Here is an 18,580-nt window from a genome sequence, read left to right as displayed (position 1 = left end):
AAAAAGGAACTTTTGTCGGCTTTGCCATCCGGGAACGTTAACTCCCGCTCTTATATAGGGTTGCTCTATGAACGAAACAATCGATACCGATCTGGCGCTGCTGGCGCTTCAGGAAGAACAGCTTCAGTTTGATTCCTTCAACGCCGATACCGCCTGGCAGCTGGGTACGTTGCTGAAAGAAGCCGTAGAGGCACGGGATAAAGCCGTGGCCATTGAGATTCAGCTGTTTGGCCATCCGCTGTTTTTCTACGCCATGCCCGGCACCACACCCGACAACATCGACTGGATTCGACGGAAACGAAATGTGGTGGAGCGGTTCCAGCAAAGCTCATATGCCGTTCGACTGCGACTGAAGAAAAAGCAGACGACATTGACCGACCAGGCGGGACTAGCCTTGCGCGACCATGCAGCCGCTGGCGGTGGTTTTCCAATCCGGCTTCGCGGCTCAGCCTGTATCGGTGCCATCACCATTTCGGGCGTACCCATGCGCGAAGACCACGGCATCATTGTGGAGGTGCTGGCCAGTTGGCTCAACCAGCCGCTACACGAACTGGCACTGCCCCCCGCCGAGGACATGGATGATTAAGCTTGTGATTAGCAGGCTCTGCGTCGTTTTTAGCTCGTCAAGTAGTGACTGCACTGCATAATGACCAGTCTGTCGGTCGCTCGCTCATGGCGAGTGATACCTGTTGATAGGGCCGCACCGGCGCACTGCTCTGGCCTAAATCATACCTTCTATTAAGTATTGGCTACACCCGGGCCAGATTGCTTTCTACGAAAGATCAGAGCAACGTTCCTGCATCAAGTTGCCTGATGTTGTCAGGATGGCAATTCAATTGGGATGCGTTGTGTCTTAACCGCATTGCCACTCACTGCGGATAAGACACAACGTGTCCGTTCATCCACGATACGATATGGATGATAGGTAATTACCTACGACAACGCCTGTGGCTGGGGATTCGAGCTGGCGGGGCGGGAATTGTCGTCGGGCGGGAGGGGGACAAATTCGGCGTTGTCGTTGGGCGGCAAGGGAATACGACCCGCCTGCCAGTCGGCTTTAGCCTGCTCGATGCGCTCGCGGCTCGACGATACGAAGTTCCACCAGATGAAGCGTTCGCCCAGCGGTTCACCGCCCAGCAACATGAGCGTGCTGGGCTCTTTGGCGATCAGCACCGGGTCGATGCCGTTGCTGAACACCAGCAACTGGCCCGCGCCATAGGTGTGCCCGTTCACCTCCACGCTGCCTTTGGCAATGTACGCCCCCCGCTCGGGGAAACCCGTTGGCGGGCCAAAGCGGGCGCCGGCTTCCAGTACCACATGGGCGTAGAATAGCGGTGAATGGGTAGCCACGCTGTTGGTCAGACCGTAAGCATCACCCGCAATCAGCCGCATCCAGACACCCGTGTCCGTGAAAATGGGCAGCGCGTCGGGTTGGTAGTTGGTAAATGTCGGTGCGTTTTCTTCGGCCGATTCGGGCAGGGCTACCCAGGTTTGTACCATTTCGAAGGCCGTCGCCGCCAGCAGGGTCGGGTCTTCGAACCGTTCGGAGTGGGCAATCCCGCGCCCTGCCGTCATCCAGTTCACCTCGCCCGGTCGAATGATCTGCTGCACGCCCAGGCTATCGCGGTGTGTTACCTGGCCGTCGAAGAGATAGCTCACCGTAGAGAGGCCAATGTGCGGGTGCGGCAACACATCCATCTGCACCAGTTCGGCGGGTGTTTTGCTGACGGGGCCGGCGTGATCCATGAAAATAAAGGGCCCCAGCATCCGCCGAAGTCGGTACGGTAGAATCCGGTTCACATTGAAACCATTACCGATAGACGCAGACCGGGCCGTGATAACAAGATCGAGCATAAGGAGACAAGTAGTTGGTCGTGTCGAATTACCTGAAGCACGTCAGCGAAGCGTACGGCCTCATGGCCGGAACAGTCTGGCAGCTGGGTACGTTCACCACTGTTGCTGGTTACCGATTGCCTCGGTTCGAAAGCTTTCCGTCGCCGCTCAGGAATGAATGAACGGGCAACTACGAGCCGGAATAATCCAGATGCGCAAACGTTAGTGTGAGCCGATGTAGGCTGCCATTTCGCTCTGCATAGCTGATTTAAGGTTGATACCACCCACGGTCAGAACAAGGCTGATTGCTAGGCACGTGGTAACTTAATTGGAAGTTAATAATGTGTTTTTCAAAGCCTTGTAACTTTGTCGTTCGATTTTGGTGACCTTGGTTAAGGCTTGTTTGTCTGAATTAGCGGTCTGTTGGCCGATTAGTAGCCGACTTATTCCAGCGGTAATAACTACTTGAATATAAAAAGACGGAAACTAGCTTACGCGCTGTGAGCATTTCCTGACTAGGCAGTAGTTGAATTTACCCTTATATTTAACTTCGTTAATTCGTTTTGGTCGACCTTCTCCGACCAGCCTCAACTATTGTGAATAACCTTTCCTCGACTGATACCCTCCAGCTGAGCCCTGGTAAAGCCATGCTGGTGCTGGAATTTAAGCAGGCGCCCGCGGCTCATTTTCGAGTCAGGCAGGCGAATGTGACCGGCTCGGAACTGGTTGAGGGGATACCGCATTCACTGACGGGCGCTGTGCTGGATCAACTACCGCTACCCTTCAGTTCGGCCGAATTAGCCGGGCAGCTCCATCAGGTGCTTGCGCACGGTGAACCTGCTTCGTTCCGGCTTGCGTACCCTATCTCGGATGATACCTACACCTGTCAGGCTATGCGAATCGACGAAGCAGTGCTGGTGCTTTCGCTGGAACGTCTTGAGCAGGAAAAGGCCGTGTTGCTCGACGATGTATTGGAAAAGATGGCCACCGGTCTGATCATACTCCAGCCGATATGTGATGGAAGTGGGGCAATCATCGATTTTCAAGCTACACTTTGTAATGAGTTGGCTGCCCATATTTTGGGGCAGTCGCGGGAGCTTATTTTGAGTAAGCCTGTCAGCGAGCGATACGAAAAGGTCCACGATAATGTGTTTTTTCATCAGTATATAGCTGTTGCTGTGTCCGGCGTAGGGCTACACCAGTTGATGCATTTGCCCACGCGTGATAGTTGGCTCGACGTGTCGGTATCGACCTACGGGGATGGGTTGCTGGTCTCGTTCCAGGATGTTACCGCTGGCCAGCAAACAGCTTCCATGCTGGCCAGCGTCATGCGAAGTTCACCGGCGGCGGTTCGGTATTATGAAACCATTCGTGATTCAACAGGCCAGATCGTTGACTTCATGACCAGTACGGGCAATGAACTGTCGATATACGAGTCGTACCGGCCACATCCATCGGCTGTGGGCCGGACTCTACTGGATATATACCCGCATCTGAAAGGTGACGGTACCTTTGATCGCTATGTGACCGTAGTGGAAACGGGGGAGAGCGCTCATTTTGAGATGTTTTACCAACTGGAAACACAGTTTACCTGGTTCGACTGTACGGCGGTACCCCATGGAAAGGGCTTTGTGATTACTGTACTGGATATTACTCCGACGAAACAGGCCCAATTGGCGCAGGAGCGCCAGGCTGCTTTGCTGACCGGAGTCCTCAACAGTTCGGCGAGTAGTATTGTGGTGCTTGAGCCCATGTACAATGATGCCGCCGAAATCCATGACTTTCGAATTAGCCTGGCTAACCCGGCTACGCAAACGTTATTCACTCCTTTTGTTGGGCATACGTTCGATCATGAGCTGATTCAGAATCAAACGTTGCTCACGCTTTTTCCAGCCAGCCGGAACCGGGATGTGTTTACGGCCCTGAAAGCAGTTATTACCACCAAAAAGCCCATCTACCATTCGGTTGACTACTCGACGTTGGCTGTGGCCTATGATTATGCCCTTACGCCGTTTCAGACGGGGGTGCTGATGATTACCACGGACATCACACCCTTGCGTGCGTATCAGCAAAAACTGGAAGCGAATAATGCCGCGCTGAGCCGGTCAAACGAGTATTTGCAGCAGTTCGCGTACGTAGCCTCGCATGATTTGCAGGAGCCGTTACGCAAGATTTATTCGTTTGGTGACCTGTTATTGAAACACCACGCCAACTCCCTCGACACTACCGGGCAGGACTTGCTACAGCGTATGCAGAACGCTGCCCTGCGCATGCAGACGCTGGTGAAGGACCTGCTCGACTACTCCCGCCTGACCACCCAGCAGTCTCCTTTTCAGTCGGTATCGATGCAAGGTGTTATTCAGGATGTACTGGCCGATCTGGAGACAACGATTCGGGATAAACAGGCGACTGTTGCGGTGGACTGCCATTCCTTGCCGACTGTTCCCGGCGATAAGACCCAACTCAGGCAGCTGGTGCAAAATCTGGTAGCCAACGCCATCAAGTTTACCGCGCCTAACCAGTTGCCGCAGGTACGTATCACCGCCGAACTGCTGACGGCCGATCGGCTGCCGCAGCCGGTTCAGAACAAACTCATGCGCCGCTGGATAAGCCTGCGCATTGCCGACCAGGGTATTGGGTTCGACGAGGTCTACCAGGAGCGTATTTTCGAGCTCTTCCACCGGTTACATGGCCGCAGTCAGTACATGGGTACGGGCATTGGGCTGGCGGTAGTGAAGAAAGTAGTTGAGAACCATCATGGTCAGATTACGGTGCAGAGCCAGCCGGGGGCGGGTGCTGCATTTACCGTGTATCTGCCCATGGACTACTGATTCGTTCCTGACGCCATGCCCGGCACCACGCCCGACAGCATCGATTGGGTACGTCGCAAATGGAATACGGTGCTGCACGTCATTTATCGTAATCGATTTCCACGACTTTGCCTTCAAACAGAATCCAGCCGAAGCGGCCGGCTATCAGTTTCGGCCGTTTCAGAATGGCCTCTCGCGTTAGGCGGAGATCAAATGAACCCACATCGAACTAGAAGCTTACCGTGGCGCGGTTGTCAACGGTCGGCGGTGAACATATCGGGCCTGATTCTGGGCGACAGCGGCCAGGTAGTTTCGATCCGGAAACTCACCATCGCGAATAGCTATCTATCCTAGTCGATGTCGCCCTGATAACTGGTCGTGTCGATTGTTCCTAAACGGCCCGAGCAAGGAGTAAGACGATCAGGAGAGTAAGCTGTTTTAGATGGACTGATTTGGAATGAAGCCGTGTGCGAACTGATACAAGTGTGCTGATAACCAGCTCTTATCCGCCGTAACTAAGCCAGCATTCGCGGCAATCAAATACCACTTACTGGCGGGGCATGTATACTTTTTACTAGTTATTTTTAGTAAATGAATTTAATATAATATACGACTATAATCATGTAACTTGCCTTGCTTTCCAACGTATTGTGAACCGTCTTTTTTCGCCTGATAGTTTTCGGCCTGATGCAGTCCGAAAAGCCACGCTGGTACTCAATGTCAGCCAGCAGCCCGAGTTGCAGTTTAGCGTCAGACAAGGAACTGTTCATGATCCGGAAAAAGGATTGTCTACGCTCCCCGTCGGGGCTTTGCTCGACCAACTACCTGCTCCGTTCAACCTGCCAGCGCTAACCACGCAGCTTAGGCAAGCGCTCAATCAACCGTCACCCTGTCAGTTTCAGCTCGATCAGCCTTACCAGCCAATGAGCCTGGTTTGCACCTATGCCTGTGAACTGCTGCGTATCGATGATACGCAAGTGGTATTGACGCTGGAACTACTGGCCGGTCAAGAGAAGCACCTGGCGCTGGCCGATATTGTTGAAACGATGCCCACCGGCCTCATTGTGTTTCGGGCCATACGGGATGAGGCTGGGGAGATCGTTGACTTTCAGGCTATTCTCTGCAATCAGTTTGGGGCTGATGCCGTTGGCTATACTCGCGAGGTTATGCTGACCAAGCCCGTTAGCCAGCGCTACTCAAACATGAAGGAAGATGCGTTCTTCCGCCAGTATGTGGCTGTGGTGACTTCCGGTGTGGCTTATACGCAACTGGTCTTTCTGCCGAAACTGAATCTCTGGCTTGATATATCGGTCATAAAATATGGCGATGGGATGCTGATTTCGTTTCAGGACGTAACGACTGGGCAGCAAACGGCTTCGCTGCTGACAAGCGTTATGAAAAGTTCACCGGCGGCAGTTCGATACTATGAAACCATTCGCGACCCGACCGGCCGGATCATCGACTTCATGACCGGGACAGGTAACGAACTCGAGGCCTACCGTGCCTTCCGGCCCTATCCTTCTATGGTTGGCCGACGAATGCTCGATCTCTATCCACAGTTGCAGGCAAATGGTACGTTCGATCGGTACGTCGCTGTGGTTGAATCAGGTAAAAGCGACCGCTTCGAAATGGAGCACAAAACCGATTCGCAAACAACCTGGTTCGACTGTACGGCTGTGGCGCATGACAACGGGTTTGTGCTCACAACCCTGGACATCTCTCCGTTCAAGCGTGCTCAACTGGAGTTGAAGCACCAGGCTGAATTGACGGCGGAAGTGCTCAACAGCTCAGCCAGCAGTATTCTGGTGCTGAACCCGATTTATAGTGAAGACGGACAGATCGCTGATTTTCGGGTTAAGCTGGCGAACCCGGCTACACAAACCCTATTTGCCCGTTTTTTGGGTCGTGACTTTATGCACGAGGACATACAGCAGCAAACGATGTTGACACTGTTTCCGGCCACCCGGGAACGAGATCTGTTTAAGGCACTGGAGTCTGTTGTCAGCACGGATCAGCCCATTTACCATTCGGTCGATTACCCGCAGTTTGGCATCACTTACGATTATGCGATTACGCCATTTCAATCGGGCGTACTCATGATCACCACCGATATTACTCCGTTACGGGCTTATCAGCAGCAACTCGAAGCAAACAATGCTGCGCTAATTCGCTCGAACGACTACCTGCAACAGTTTGCCTACGTAGCCTCGCACGATTTGCAGGAACCCCTGCGCAAAATTTATTCGTTTGGCGATCTGCTGATGAAACAGCACGCGGGTGCGCTCAACGACACAGGTCTGGATCTACTCCAGCGGATGCAGAATGCGGCGATACGGATGCAAACGCTGGTAAAAGACCTGCTCGAGTATTCGCGCTTAACCACGCTGGAAGCATCGCTACAGCCGGTCTCGCTCCAAAACCTGCTTCGGGAAACGCTTGATGATCTGGAGACAACCGTTCAGGATACAGCCGCTGTGGTCACGGTTGACGGTGATGAGTTGCCTACAATTCCTGGCGACAAGACTCAGCTTGGGCAGCTGCTCCAGAACCTGATTGCCAATGCACTTAAGTTTACCAGGCCAGGCCTGGCTCCTCAGGTACGTATCACGGCCACATTATTTAGGGCTGACCAACTTCCGCAGCCTATTCATAACACGGCTAGCCGCCGCTGGATAAGTATACGCGTTGCCGATCAGGGTATTGGGTTTGACGAGGTCTACCAGGAGCGTATTTTCGAGCTTTTCCATCGTCTTCATGGACGCAGTAAATACACTGGAACGGGCATTGGGCTGGCGGTGGTGAAGAAAGTAGTTGAGAATCATCATGGTCAGATCATGGTGCAGAGCCAGCCGGGGGCGGGCGCTGCATTTACCGTGTATCTGCCCACGGACTACTAATCTGTTCCTGACGTCATGGCGCGCATGCAGCAGATAACGGCATCACTTTACCAGATCAGTCTGGGGGGCGTCAATGTATTTGTTATTAAGGATGACCTCAACGGGCTCACGCTGGTTGATACCGGTTATGCAGGCAGTGTCGACGCCATCTTCTCGGCGCTACGAAAAGGGGGCGAAGACCCGGCGGCGATCAAACGCATTATGCTGACACACGCTCATCCAGACCATGCGGGTAGTGTAGCGGCCATTCAGCAGGAACTGGGCATTCCGGTGTGGGCGCATGAGCAGGAAGCTCCACTTCTTGAAAAGGGAGTGGCGGGCGAAGCGCCTATCTATTGCTCGCCCGGCCTCATCAACTGGCTGATTTATACTCTATTCATCAAATCGGGCGGAAACGCGATCGACCCCGTTACCGTCGATCGGCGCTTGATTGATAAGGAGCTACTGCCCCTTGCGGGCGGCCTTCAGGTGTTGCACACGCCGGGCCATAGTCGCGGCCACATGGCGCTGTTGGTTCAGCAGGAAAGCGTTCTGATTGCCGGCGACCTGTGCGCCAACGTGGCCGGAATTGACTTCAGCACAGTGTATGAGGATCGCGCCCTGGCAACCCGCAGTATTCTGGCCGTAGCAGAGCAGCGGTTCGATAAAGCCGTGTTTGGGCACGGTCGACTACTGACTGCCGGTGCCAATGAAAAGCTGAAGGCCGCGTTTCGGCGGTACCAGTAACGTACCTGTTTCGATGTGTTGTGGTTGTCGGGTGATGTAGGCCCAATCCGTAACTGAGATTAAGTTTACGGCATGGATGCATCAATCGATCGGGACCTGACGCAGCTTGCGTTGCAGGAAGCACACTTACAGTTCGACACCTTTACTGCCGATACGGCCTGGCAACTGGGTACGTTGCTGAAACAGGCCGTGGAAAAGCGGGGCAATGCCGTGGCCATCGACATTCAACTGGTTGGCCAGCCGCTATTTTTCTACGCCATGCCCGGCACGACGCCCGACAACATCGATTGGGTACGTCGCAAACGGAATACAGTGCTGCACTTTCACCGCAGTTCCTACGCGATGGGCCTTGAACTGACACAAAAAAAGGCTACCCTTCAGGAAAAAATAGGGCTTGATTTACGGAATTACGCCACGCATGGCGGCAGTTTTCCTATTCGGTTGCGGGGTACGTTTATCGGCACCATCACCATCTCGGGCCTGCCCCAGCGCGACGATCACAGCGTCATCGTGGCGGTGCTGGCTGACTGGCTTGGTCGGCCGCTGACTGACCTGGCGTTAGCGTAGCGCCCCCGATTTCACCTATCTTAGCTGACATCAATTCACCAACAGACCCCCTATGCAAAAACCCCTACTTTTTCTGTGTGCCGTGCTGTTTTCAACGCCTCTGCTGGCACAGGTCTCCAAAACAGCCAGGCCCGTCTCGATCTCTGCTGTCGATAGTCCAATGAGTATCGACACGTACCTGAAACCAGTAAAGTGGCGGAACATCGGTCCGTTTCGGGGTGGTCGTTCGGTGGCTGGCTCTGGCGTTACCAGCGACCCGCAGCTCTATTACATGGGTACTGTTGGGGGGGGTGTCTGGAAGACTGAGGATGCCGGGATGACCTGGAAAAATGTCTCCGATGGGCAGTTCAAAACCTCGTCGGTGGGGGCAATTGGCATTTGCGAGTCAGACCCGGCCGTGGTGTACGTAGGCATGGGTGAACATGCGCCGCGTGGTGTGATGACCTCCTACGGCGATGGCGTGTACAAATCGACCGATGCCGGTAAAACCTGGCAGCACCTCGGCCTCGACCTGACCCGCCACATTGCCGCCGTTCGGGTGCACCCGCAAAACCCCGATGTAGCGTTTGTAGCCGCACAGGGTGCGTTGCATGGGCCGTCGGCTGATCGGGGTATCTACAAAACTACCGATGGCGGTAAGTCGTGGAAGAAGGTGCTGTTTGTGGATGAAAACACGGGCTGCAACGACCTGAGCATGGACATGACCAACCCGCGCATTCTGTATGCTTCGATGTGGGAGCACCGCCGCCTGCCGTGGCAGGTGCAGAGTGGCGGCAAAGGCAGCGGCCTCTACAAATCGACGGATGCGGGCGAAACCTGGACTAAATTGGAAAAGGGCTTACCCAAAGAGCTGGGCAAAATGGGTATTTCGGTCTCTAAAGCCAATCCAAACCGGGTATTTGCCGTGATTGAATCGGATTCGAAGGCCGATAAAGGCGGCGTTTTCCTCTCCGACGATGCAGGTAAAAGCTGGACCCGGGTGAGCAAAGACCACCGCACCATTCAGCGGGCCTGGTATTACATCGAAATCTTCGCCGATCCGGTCGACGAGAATACGGTATATGTGCTAAACACGTCGGTGCTGAAATCGATCGATGGCGGCAAGACGTTCTCCACTATTTCTGGTTCACATGGCGACCACCACAACCTCTGGATCAATCCGAAAAACAACAAAAACCTGTTCCTGAGCAACGACGGGGGCGGAGCGGTGTCGTTCAACGGCGGTAAATCATGGTCGTCGGAGAATAACCAGCCCACGGCCCAGTTTTACCGGATCAACGCTGACAATCACTTTCCGTACCGTATTTACGGCGGTCAGCAGGACAACACGTCGGTGATGATCAGCAGCCGGTCTACTAATGGCAGCGGTATTTCCGACAAAGACTGGGAAGCCTCGGCGGGGGGCGAAAGTGCGTTTCTGGCCTTCAACCCCGACAACCCGCGCTACGTGATGGGTGGCAGCTACCAGGGCACGATCGAGGTGCTCGACCAGCAAACGCACGAGGGTAAACCCATCATGGTGTCGCCGATTCAGTACCAGGCGTTGCAGGCCAAAACCATGAAGTACCGGTTCAACTGGAACGCGCCGATTATCTGGTCGAAGCACGAACCGAAGGCGTTTTACCATGCCGGCAACCGACTGTTTAAAACCACCGACCTCGGCAAAAGCTGGACGGTAGTGTCGCCTGACCTGACCCGCAATGACTCGACCAAACTCGGCTGGGGCGGAGCACCGTACACCAACGAAGGCGCGGGTGGCGAGAATTATGGCACCCTTACTTATGTGCTCGAATCGCCCGCCGAAAAAGGCGTAATCTGGACCGGTAGTGACGACGGCCTGGTGCACCTTACCCGCGACGGTGGCGCTACCTGGACCAACGTAACGCCCGCCGGTTTGCCTGAAACACTGATCAACTCCATCGAGGTATCGCCCCACGACAAAGCAACGGCTTATATCGCCACCACGCGTTACAAGGTTAACGACTTCGCCCCGGCGATCTACAAAACCACCGATTATGGTAAAACCTGGACTAAAATCGTGACGGGCATCCCCTACGGGGCCTTCACGCGCACTGTCAGAGAAGACCCCGAGCGTAAAAGCCTGTTGTATGCCGGTACCGAAACGGGGGTGTATGTATCCTACAATGGAGGCAGTAACTGGCAGCCCATGCAGCTCAACCTGCCCGTTAGCCCGGTCACCGATCTGAAGGTGCACCAGGGCGATCTGATTGCCGCTACGGCTGGCCGCTCGTTCTGGATTCTGGACGATCTGGAGCCTGTCCGGCAGTTCAGCGCTACGGCCAGTAAAGACAGCCTGCTACTCTACAAACCTGCCAATACGTACCGGGTATCAGGCAGCAGCGCGCTGGACAAAGTGGTGGAGGATGACGACGAGGATAATGCCAGTGGTGGTCTCGGTCGCAACGGATTTTCGGGGACCAACCCCGCCACAGGTGTCGTGCTGTACTACCAACTGCCCGCCAAAACCGACACGAGCGCCACGCTGACGATGGACGTGCTAACCGAGCAGGGAACGCTTATCCGCCGTTTCAGCAGCAAGAAAGACAAGAAGTTTGTCACGTTTCCGGGTGGCCCTTCGGCTGATCCTACGTTAACCGTTCGGCCGGGTCTGAACCGCTTTGTGTGGGACATGCGCGCCGAAACGCTGCCAGCTATCGAAAAGGTGTTTATCGAGGGCAGTTACAAAGGCCGCAAGATGCCGCCCGGCACGTACCTGGCAAAGCTGAAATTGGGTAAGCAGGTAAAAACGGTGCCGTTCACCATCGTGGCCGATCCACGACTCAACTACACCGCCGCCGACTATGAGCAGCAGCAAAAAACGCTGATCGGTATCGAAGACGGGGTAAAGGAGATTCATCAGGGCGTTAATCGGATGCGGCAGGCCCAGAAACAGCTCAATGACCTGATCGACCTGATCGACCTGATCGACGACAAGCCGAACCTGAAAGCCCTGGCCGACTCGGGTCGGGTGGTCGCCAAAAAGATCAAGCTGTGGGAAGAAAAAGTGATTCAGCCCAAGTCGCAGTCGAACGATGACGTGATCAATTTCGAAAACAAGCTGAGCGCCGATTACATCTTTCTGAAAGGTGAAGTAGACGTGAGTACGCCTTACGTCACGGCTGGTCAGCAAGAACGCCTGGCTGAGTTGAATGCGCTCTGGCAACCGCTCAAGTCAGCAATGAACAAGCTGATCAGCACCGATATCGCCAACTTCAACAATCAGTGTCGCCAGCAACAGATCGAGAAGATCACCGTACCTGATGTGGCGGCTATCGTACCGAAGCAGTAAGCCTGAACAGGCTGAGATACGCAACAAGCGCTCCCGGTGAGGGAGCGCTTGTTTTGGTATGGAGAGTTACCTGGTAATCGCTTTATAAGCTGGTTGCTATGAGTTTTCCCGGTAGGGCAGATTGATCAGGCTGTTGGGTTTGAGGTAAATGTAGTCGTTCCTGAAATCGAGGATGGTGTTGAAGCGCTTCAGGAGGTCGTTGCCAAAGTAGTTGATCTCAAAATCGAGTGGGCGTTTGCTGCCCAACAGCGTGGCTGGAATGGCCGAGAGTGCGAACCCGTTGATGGTCACGCCGGGCATACGCACCACGCGGGTTTCGTATTTTACACCGCGCGGGTCTGTCACTGCCGATTTTTTAATCAGCGGCAGATTCGCCGGAACATGCTGGGTGGCCACCCAGGTGCTATCGAGAATCATGGCTTTGTCGGCGCCGGTGTCGAAGAGGAATTTGCCTTTGTAGGGCTTGTTGGCAATGGTTAGTGTGCCGTCCATACACACGAAGGAGCGGATGAAAGTAAGGGGCGATTTAACGTACCCGGTCAGGTTTTTGGGTAGTTGCGAGTGAATGATGAGCAACCCTTTGTCGTAATCAATTTCTACGGACTTGCCTTCGAATAGATTCCAGCCAAAGCGACCGTCCATCTCATGGGCTGTCTGCGTGGTTACTGAAAGGGAGGGGTTGACCCAGACTAACTTACCCATCTGTAGCTTCACGACTTTTTCCCGTTTGGTAAAGTCGGGCGTGGCTTTCCCAGCCACCGCGTCAGGTTGGCTGGCCATTAGTTTTGTCCGTTTCAATATGGCTTCCCGCGTTAGGCGGAAGTCGAACGCACCTACATCGAAATGGAGGCTTACCGTGTCGCGGTCGTTCAGGATCGAGCGAACGTGGATGGCGTTGTAACTCGTCAGCACGAATGGGATCGTATCGTGGGTATGCTTGGCGCCGGGGGCGTTCCGCTCAGCAGGAATGGCGCTGGCTATGCGCGTGAAGCAGGAATCTTTTCCGTTCAGCAGTACTACGAAATCAAAGGTGCTGCCCGGCTTTACCCGAACCCGAATCGAGTCGATATCGGTGTAAAACGTGACCCATTTCGATTGCCTTGTCCGGTCGGCGGTAAACACGTCGGGCCTTATTTTTGGCGACAGTGACCAGGCGTTTTTATCCAGAAACGCACCATCGCGAATAGCTACGCGGCTCGATGTAGCTTTGATGACGGGCCACTTCGACTGACCAAAGACCGAGTGAGCGAGTAATAGTGTAATGACCAGGTATATGTATTTCATGAGCAGAACCCTTGTCGATATAACACCGGTAAAGATATCATACTAGTAAACAGGTAGCGTGTAGTTAGTTCGGTTAGCTAATGCAACTGGCTTTTCACCGGGTCTTTCAATAGTTAACTCGGTTAAGTCAATCACAACTCTGTCGCCAGCGGTAGCATTCCAGCCCATACCCGACGATGTTTTTGAATTTGGGTAGTAGGGAGAGAACGCTATTCTGCGCGCACCACTAGCTACGGTAACTACCGCTTTTTTCAACACCACCTTTTCATGAGCCGGATCTGGTGACTCGATATCAATCCTGAAATCCTCGGCTCGAGCGAGTACGCCTTTTTTAGGGTCAATTAACGAGCCGTTAACGTAAAAATTAACGCGGAAGATCGGGGTACGGGCTTCACTACGCTGGTTGGTATTCTGGGCGTTTATGCCGCTGATTGCCAGTAGTAACGTGCAGAGAAAGGTCAGGTTAAAACGGATCACTGGAAAGCAGTTTATTTGGTGTAAAACGCGTAGACCTGCTTTTTCGTACAAAAGGCAATGAACCAGGAAGCCGACTCGACGATGCCTTACTTCCCAACGATCAGCGGACCATGGCAGACGGGGATGGGTTGGTCTGACGAGTGGCCGGCAGACGTACCTGGGTGGTAGAGGCCACGCGCCAGTAGCAGCACCGCTACGCAAACGGCCATAATGGGCATCAGGCGGGTAAAGCGGCGGCGCAGGCTGAGGGGAAACAGTGACGGAACCGCCCGAACCAACAAGAGGGCGGGTACGGTACCAGCTCCGAAAATAGCCATGTAGATGGCGCTGTCGGCGGCGTTACCGGTAGTAATGGCACCGGCGAGGGCTACGTAGACGAAACCACAGGGCAGCAGGCCATTCAGAAAACCCAGTGCGGTGAAGGAATACCAGGCGGGTTCCTGCAACAAGTGACCGATCGGCCCTACAATCCAGCGGGTGGATTTGGCGGTGATAAGGCTGCCAAATTTACCACGGGCCCACAGCGTCCAGGCCAGCAACAACAGACCGGCACAAATGGAAAGGGGGCGTTGCAACCCCATCAGCAAGAACCCTTGTCCGGCCAGGCCGAAGGTTGCCCCCACGGTGGCGTAAGCCGTCAGCCGGGCCAGGTGGTACGTACCTACGCCAAGAGCCCGCTGTGCGTGTGGCAACCGCCCAACGGGAAGAGCCATCGCCAGCGGACCGCACATACCGACGCAGTGCAGACTGCCGACAAGCCCCGTCGTGAGGGCGGTCAGGAGCCAGGCGATGCTCATGGCTGCGTGAGGGTCTGTTCGTAGTAATAGTCCTCACCGTTGGCCGACCAGCTCAGTTGTGCCCGCCAGATGCCGGTGATGAGCCCTGCCGTTGATACGGTCTGTTGATTTGAAACGAGCTGGATGGTTTGGTCTTTGAGGCTGTCGCTGGGGCGGTAGAAGGTCAGTTTGCCTTTTTCCCAGCCAGCAGGCAAATTGAGGGCTATTTGTTGCCTGTTAACGTCAAGCGCCAGAGCCGGTGCACGACTCAGGCGGGCCGTACGAGCTACCCGGTCAATCTGCTTCTGATACGCAATCTCGTCCTGGTAATAGTCTTCCCGCACCAGATCGACCCGCTGGCTGACCATCAGATAGACCATACTGCCGATGAATCCGGCAAAGACGATAAAGACAAGTACAATTGATTTACCCCAGTTCATAGCGTTAATGAGTGAAAAAGTTAGGTAAAGAGCGAACAGCTCGCTCTCTATTTCACCGGCCCCAGAAAGGTGGTTTCGATGTTGTTCAGAACGTCGCCGTTGGTGGCAACGTCGAGGGTGAGTGGCGTGCTGTTCTGCGTGATCGTCCGCTCGGGCAGGTCGATGAAGAACATGACTTTGGTGAGCGTTCCGGGTTCCAACGTACCTAGCGGCTGCACGAAGCGTAGTTTGGCATCGGCACGGCTGGCGTGAATAGCCAGCTGCATGGGCTTGTAAGTCTTGTTGATAACTTCCAGGCTGTAGAGATTGGAGATTAGTTGACCTTCGCCCCGCTGATATAATTGGCCGGGAGCCCGCAACACCGTGAGGTCGAGCGGTTGTCGGCTGGCCAGCAGGTAACCGATCAGGCCCAGTAAGGCGAGCAGTACTGCGCTGTAGGCCATGATGCGGCCCGATACCCGAAATGGTATGGACTGTTCGATGTTGTTGAGCGAATCGATTCGGATCAGCCCACGTGGCCGGTCGATCTTGTCCATCACCTCATCGCAGGCATCCATGCAAGCGGTGCAGTTGATGCACTCCAGCTGAATTCCGTTCCGGATGTCGATTCCCGTCGGGCACACCTGCACGCACAGGTTGCAGTCGATACAATCACCCTTTGGCGTGGGGCGGGGAGTCTGGGGCTCGGGGTAAAGAGTTTGGAGCGGAGCATTTACCCCCAAGCCCCGCGCCCCCGTCCCTTCGCCCCCCCGGACCTTCTTCCCGCGCGGTTCGCCCCGGATAAAATCGTAGGCAACGGTCAGGGAATTTTTGTCGAGCATAACGCCCTGCAAGCGACCGTAGGGGCAGATGGTGGTGCAAACAATTTCGCGGAGTCGAGCAAAGACGAGGTAAAAGACGCCCGTAAAAATCAGGATGGCGAACAGCCCAACAGTATGGTTAGCAGGTGAGTCGGTGACGATGGCCAGCAGTTGATCGCGCCCGATGAGATAAGCCAGAAAGGTGTTGCTGATGAGAAAAGAGATGAGAAAGAATACGCTGTGTTTGGCGGTTTTCTTCACCATCTTGTCGGGTGTCCAGGGAGCAGCGTCGAGGCGTTGGCGGGCTCTGAAATCGCCTTCGATCCAGCCTTCGATTTTCCGGAAAACCATTTCCATAAAGATCGTCTGCGGACACGCCCAACCGCAAAATACGCGGCCAAATACCACGGTAAACAGTACCACGAAGACAATGAACGTGATAAGCCCAATGGCAACGAGGTAAAAATCCTGTGGCCAGAAGGTTACACCAAAGAAGATAAATCGCCGCTCGAGCACGTTGAACAGAAACAGCGGATGCCCATCGACCCAGATCATTGGCCCGGCAAACAAGCAGGCCAGCAGTACCCAGGATACCACCATCCGCCAGTTGGTGTACCGGCCTGACGTAGCCTTGGGGTAGAGCCATTTCCGCCCGCCCGCTTCTGTCTGGTTCGGCAAATGCGACCGGAAATAGTCGTCCACAGGGGTGTCAATAGTAGTCATTAGATTTGTTGAGTTGGGTACGTTACTCGTATTTATATACTAGTTGCTGTGTTGCTTGATCATGTGCCGTCAGGTCCGTGACCTGACGGCCTGCGGGTCCCTGACCCATCTTAAGGCTACTAAAACGCCGCCGGGCGAAAGCGATGTAGTGAAGGGTTGTGGTCAGCATCAAAACAGCCTTAACTTTCAGGGTATTATCACAATCCAAGTAGCACAAATGGGCCTTCGGAATCGGACTAAACTGACAGATCATCGCTGTTTCTTTGTAACTATTACCTGCCATGAGCATCATTTCTTTCTTCCAGATGAAGTCAGCTTTACTATCCTCTATGAGAATATCCGCTTCTACAATCAGAAGTACTCGACCCGCCTGGTAGCTTATGTTTTCATGTCGAATCACATTCATTTGATCGTGTATTTCGAACAGGAAAATCGATTGTCGGACTATGTGCGTGATTTCAAGAAGATGACATCGCGCACCCTTCGCGATTAGTTGCTAAAACACCATACACACCTCGCCTTATCAATGGTCCATGAAGTGAATGAGCAATCCTTCAAAATATGGGAAGACCGTTTCGACGATGTGGTGCTATACAGCCGGGATGTTTGCGAAACCAAAATCGACTACATGCATCAAAATCCGGTCAAAGCGGGTCTTGTGGCTGCCCCCGAACACTATCGCCACTCCAGTGCGGCATTCTACCTAACCAGCAACAAAACATCTGCCCTGCTTCACTATCTGGATATCTTTTGATTGGGCTCTCTAGAGTCATGCCTGTGCTGGGCTCGCCTAGCGGCAGTTGATTTGGCTATCGCTGGGTCGGGGACTCATGTGCTGTCAGGTCGGGGACCTGACAGCACTACGTACCTAATTCGCCGCTACTTTCTCACCTTGTGCAGTTAAGGCAGGGGCTTCTTTTTCGCCTTGTGGTTCTTTACCACCGGCTGGTTTCGATCCTTGCAGCGACAGAATGAAACTGGCTACGTGCTGTACCTGTAGCGGGTTTAGTTGCTTTTTCCACGACATCATCCCTTTTTCGGGCACCCCTTCCGTAATGGTGTGAAATACCTTTTGTACCGAGCCGCCATGCAGCCAGTAGTCGTCGGTCAGGTTGGGGCCAACGCCGCCCTGCCCGGCATTGCCGTGGCAGGCAACACAGTATTGGGTGAACAGTGTTTTCCCGTCGTCGATCGATTTGGCGTCTTTCACAAAGGCAACCGTGTTTTCGTTGATCGAGCCCGCTACCCGCTTGATGTAGGCCTCGTGCTGCACGTCGGCCATGGCTACCTCTTTATCGTATTCAGCAAGTTGGAGGTCGCTGCTTCCGACGATATGGAACAGGAACAGGTAAACGACACCGAACGCGATCGTGCTGTAAAAGAGATACATAAACCACGGGGGCGTTGGATTGTCGAGTTCCACAATGCCGTCGTAGGTGTGGTCCAGCGCCAGGTCTTTTTCGTGGCTTAGGGGACGTAAGCCACTGAAGCGCTGCCAGAACGACAGTTGCGGTTTAGCAATTTCGGTTGCTTGTTCGGGGTTGAGGGCTTTCTTCAAAACGAAAGCCAGGTAGATGGTAACCCCCAGAATCAGGATCATACCGATGGTAATGATCGTCAGCATAACTACCCACAGCAGATCTTCGCCAGAGGTGAGGTTCCAGACCGAGCTGGGGGCATTTACGGTTAGAAAGAGTGCGTTCATGGGGTCAATCAGGCGTCTTGGGGTTCGTCGAGCGGCAATCGACTAATTTGATTGAGCTGATTTTTGTCGGCCAGAAGCAGGTAGAGGCCGATCAGGATGAAGAAGGCGAGGAAGGTCAGAAACGAGCCGACCATGTACACATCTGCACCTGGAATAGTGGTTATGAATTGCTTGAACATTGTGTTGCGTGGGAGTGGGGCTGGGGGCGTAGGGTATGGGGCAACTTACGCCC

16 protein-coding genes are annotated in these 18,580 nt (G+C 54.2%); 8 read left to right on the top strand and 8 right to left on the bottom strand.

Features of this window, described 5'->3' with window-relative positions; all coding sequences use genetic code 11:
* Positions 1-67: 67 nt before the first annotated feature.
* Positions 68-586, top strand: coding sequence for a heme-degrading domain-containing protein (locus tag F7231_RS11080; protein ID WP_166691929.1), 519 nt, complete (start codon positions 68-70; stop codon positions 584-586).
* Positions 587-933: 347 nt separating this feature from the next.
* On the opposite strand, the gene F7231_RS11075 is transcribed toward F7231_RS11080, so the two are convergent.
* Positions 934-1,854 carry a pirin family protein gene (locus F7231_RS11075; RefSeq protein WP_085411101.1) on the bottom strand — a complete coding sequence of 307 codons (921 nt, stop codon included), beginning with the start codon at positions 1,852-1,854 and terminating at the stop codon, positions 934-936.
* Between the two features lie 575 nt (positions 1,855-2,429).
* Here F7231_RS11075 and F7231_RS11070 point away from each other — a divergent pair.
* From F7231_RS11070 to F7231_RS11050, 5 genes are all read left to right on the top strand, one after another.
* On the top strand, positions 2,430-4,664 hold the full coding sequence (locus F7231_RS11070; protein WP_310589307.1) for a PAS domain-containing sensor histidine kinase: 2,235 nt from the start codon (positions 2,430-2,432) through the stop codon (positions 4,662-4,664).
* Positions 4,665-5,293: 629 nt separating this feature from the next.
* A complete protein-coding gene (locus F7231_RS27725; RefSeq protein WP_166691928.1) occupies positions 5,294-7,540 on the top strand; it encodes a PAS domain-containing sensor histidine kinase in 2,247 nt (748 codons plus the stop codon).
* A gap of 15 nt (positions 7,541-7,555) precedes the next feature.
* Positions 7,556-8,266, top strand: coding sequence for an MBL fold metallo-hydrolase (locus F7231_RS11060; RefSeq protein ID WP_166691927.1), 711 nt, complete (start codon positions 7,556-7,558; stop codon positions 8,264-8,266).
* A gap of 72 nt (positions 8,267-8,338) precedes the next feature.
* On the top strand, positions 8,339-8,833 hold the full coding sequence (locus F7231_RS11055; RefSeq protein WP_085411098.1) for a heme-degrading domain-containing protein: 495 nt from the start codon (positions 8,339-8,341) through the stop codon (positions 8,831-8,833).
* A gap of 52 nt (positions 8,834-8,885) precedes the next feature.
* The gene (locus F7231_RS11050; RefSeq protein WP_166691926.1) at positions 8,886-12,143 is read left to right on the top strand and encodes a WD40/YVTN/BNR-like repeat-containing protein; all 3,258 of its coding nucleotides are present in this window, start codon (positions 8,886-8,888) and stop codon (positions 12,141-12,143) included.
* A 96-nt stretch (positions 12,144-12,239) separates the two neighbouring features.
* On the opposite strand, the gene F7231_RS11045 is transcribed toward F7231_RS11050, so the two are convergent.
* From F7231_RS11045 to ccoG, 5 genes are all read right to left on the bottom strand, one after another.
* On the bottom strand, positions 12,240-13,427 hold the full coding sequence (locus tag F7231_RS11045; RefSeq protein ID WP_166691925.1) for a hypothetical protein: 1,188 nt from the start codon (positions 13,425-13,427) through the stop codon (positions 12,240-12,242).
* 42 nt (positions 13,428-13,469) lie between these two features.
* Positions 13,470-13,904: a hypothetical protein gene (locus tag F7231_RS11040; protein WP_166691924.1), complete on the bottom strand. Its 435-nt coding sequence runs from the start codon at positions 13,902-13,904 to the stop codon at positions 13,470-13,472.
* A gap of 86 nt (positions 13,905-13,990) precedes the next feature.
* A complete protein-coding gene (locus tag F7231_RS11035; RefSeq protein WP_166691923.1) occupies positions 13,991-14,701 on the bottom strand; it encodes a sulfite exporter TauE/SafE family protein in 711 nt (236 codons plus the stop codon).
* Positions 14,698-15,120 (bottom strand): FixH family protein, encoded by a 423-nt coding sequence (locus F7231_RS11030; RefSeq protein ID WP_166691922.1) that lies wholly within the window; start codon positions 15,118-15,120, stop codon positions 14,698-14,700. Before F7231_RS11030 ends, F7231_RS11035 begins: the two co-directional genes overlap by 4 nt.
* Positions 15,121-15,167: 47 nt before the next feature.
* Positions 15,168-16,643, bottom strand: coding sequence for a cytochrome c oxidase accessory protein CcoG (gene ccoG, locus F7231_RS11025; protein ID WP_166691921.1), 1,476 nt, complete (start codon positions 16,641-16,643; stop codon positions 15,168-15,170).
* A gap of 61 nt (positions 16,644-16,704) precedes the next feature.
* On the opposite strand from ccoG, the gene F7231_RS11020 reads away from it, so the two are divergent.
* A complete protein-coding gene (locus tag F7231_RS11020; protein ID WP_166691920.1) occupies positions 16,705-17,136 on the top strand; it encodes a transposase in 432 nt (143 codons plus the stop codon).
* Positions 17,137-17,169: 33 nt separating this feature from the next.
* A complete protein-coding gene (locus tag F7231_RS11015; protein WP_166691919.1) occupies positions 17,170-17,397 on the top strand; it encodes a hypothetical protein in 228 nt (75 codons plus the stop codon).
* A gap of 114 nt (positions 17,398-17,511) precedes the next feature.
* Here F7231_RS11015 and F7231_RS11010 read toward each other — a convergent pair whose 3' ends face one another.
* On the bottom strand, positions 17,512-18,348 hold the full coding sequence (locus F7231_RS11010; protein ID WP_166691918.1) for a cbb3-type cytochrome c oxidase N-terminal domain-containing protein: 837 nt from the start codon (positions 18,346-18,348) through the stop codon (positions 17,512-17,514).
* Between the two features lie 8 nt (positions 18,349-18,356).
* Complete coding sequence (locus F7231_RS11005) at positions 18,357-18,527, bottom strand: hypothetical protein (protein WP_166691917.1); 171 nt, start codon at positions 18,525-18,527, stop codon at positions 18,357-18,359.
* Positions 18,528-18,580: the final 53 nt, after the last annotated feature.

Origin of the sequence: Fibrivirga algicola (assembly GCF_011742925.1) — a bacterium.
Taxonomy (GTDB): Bacteria; Bacteroidota; Bacteroidia; order Cytophagales; family Spirosomataceae; genus Fibrella; species Fibrella algicola.
This window is presented reverse-complemented; position numbering and strand designations above follow the sequence as displayed.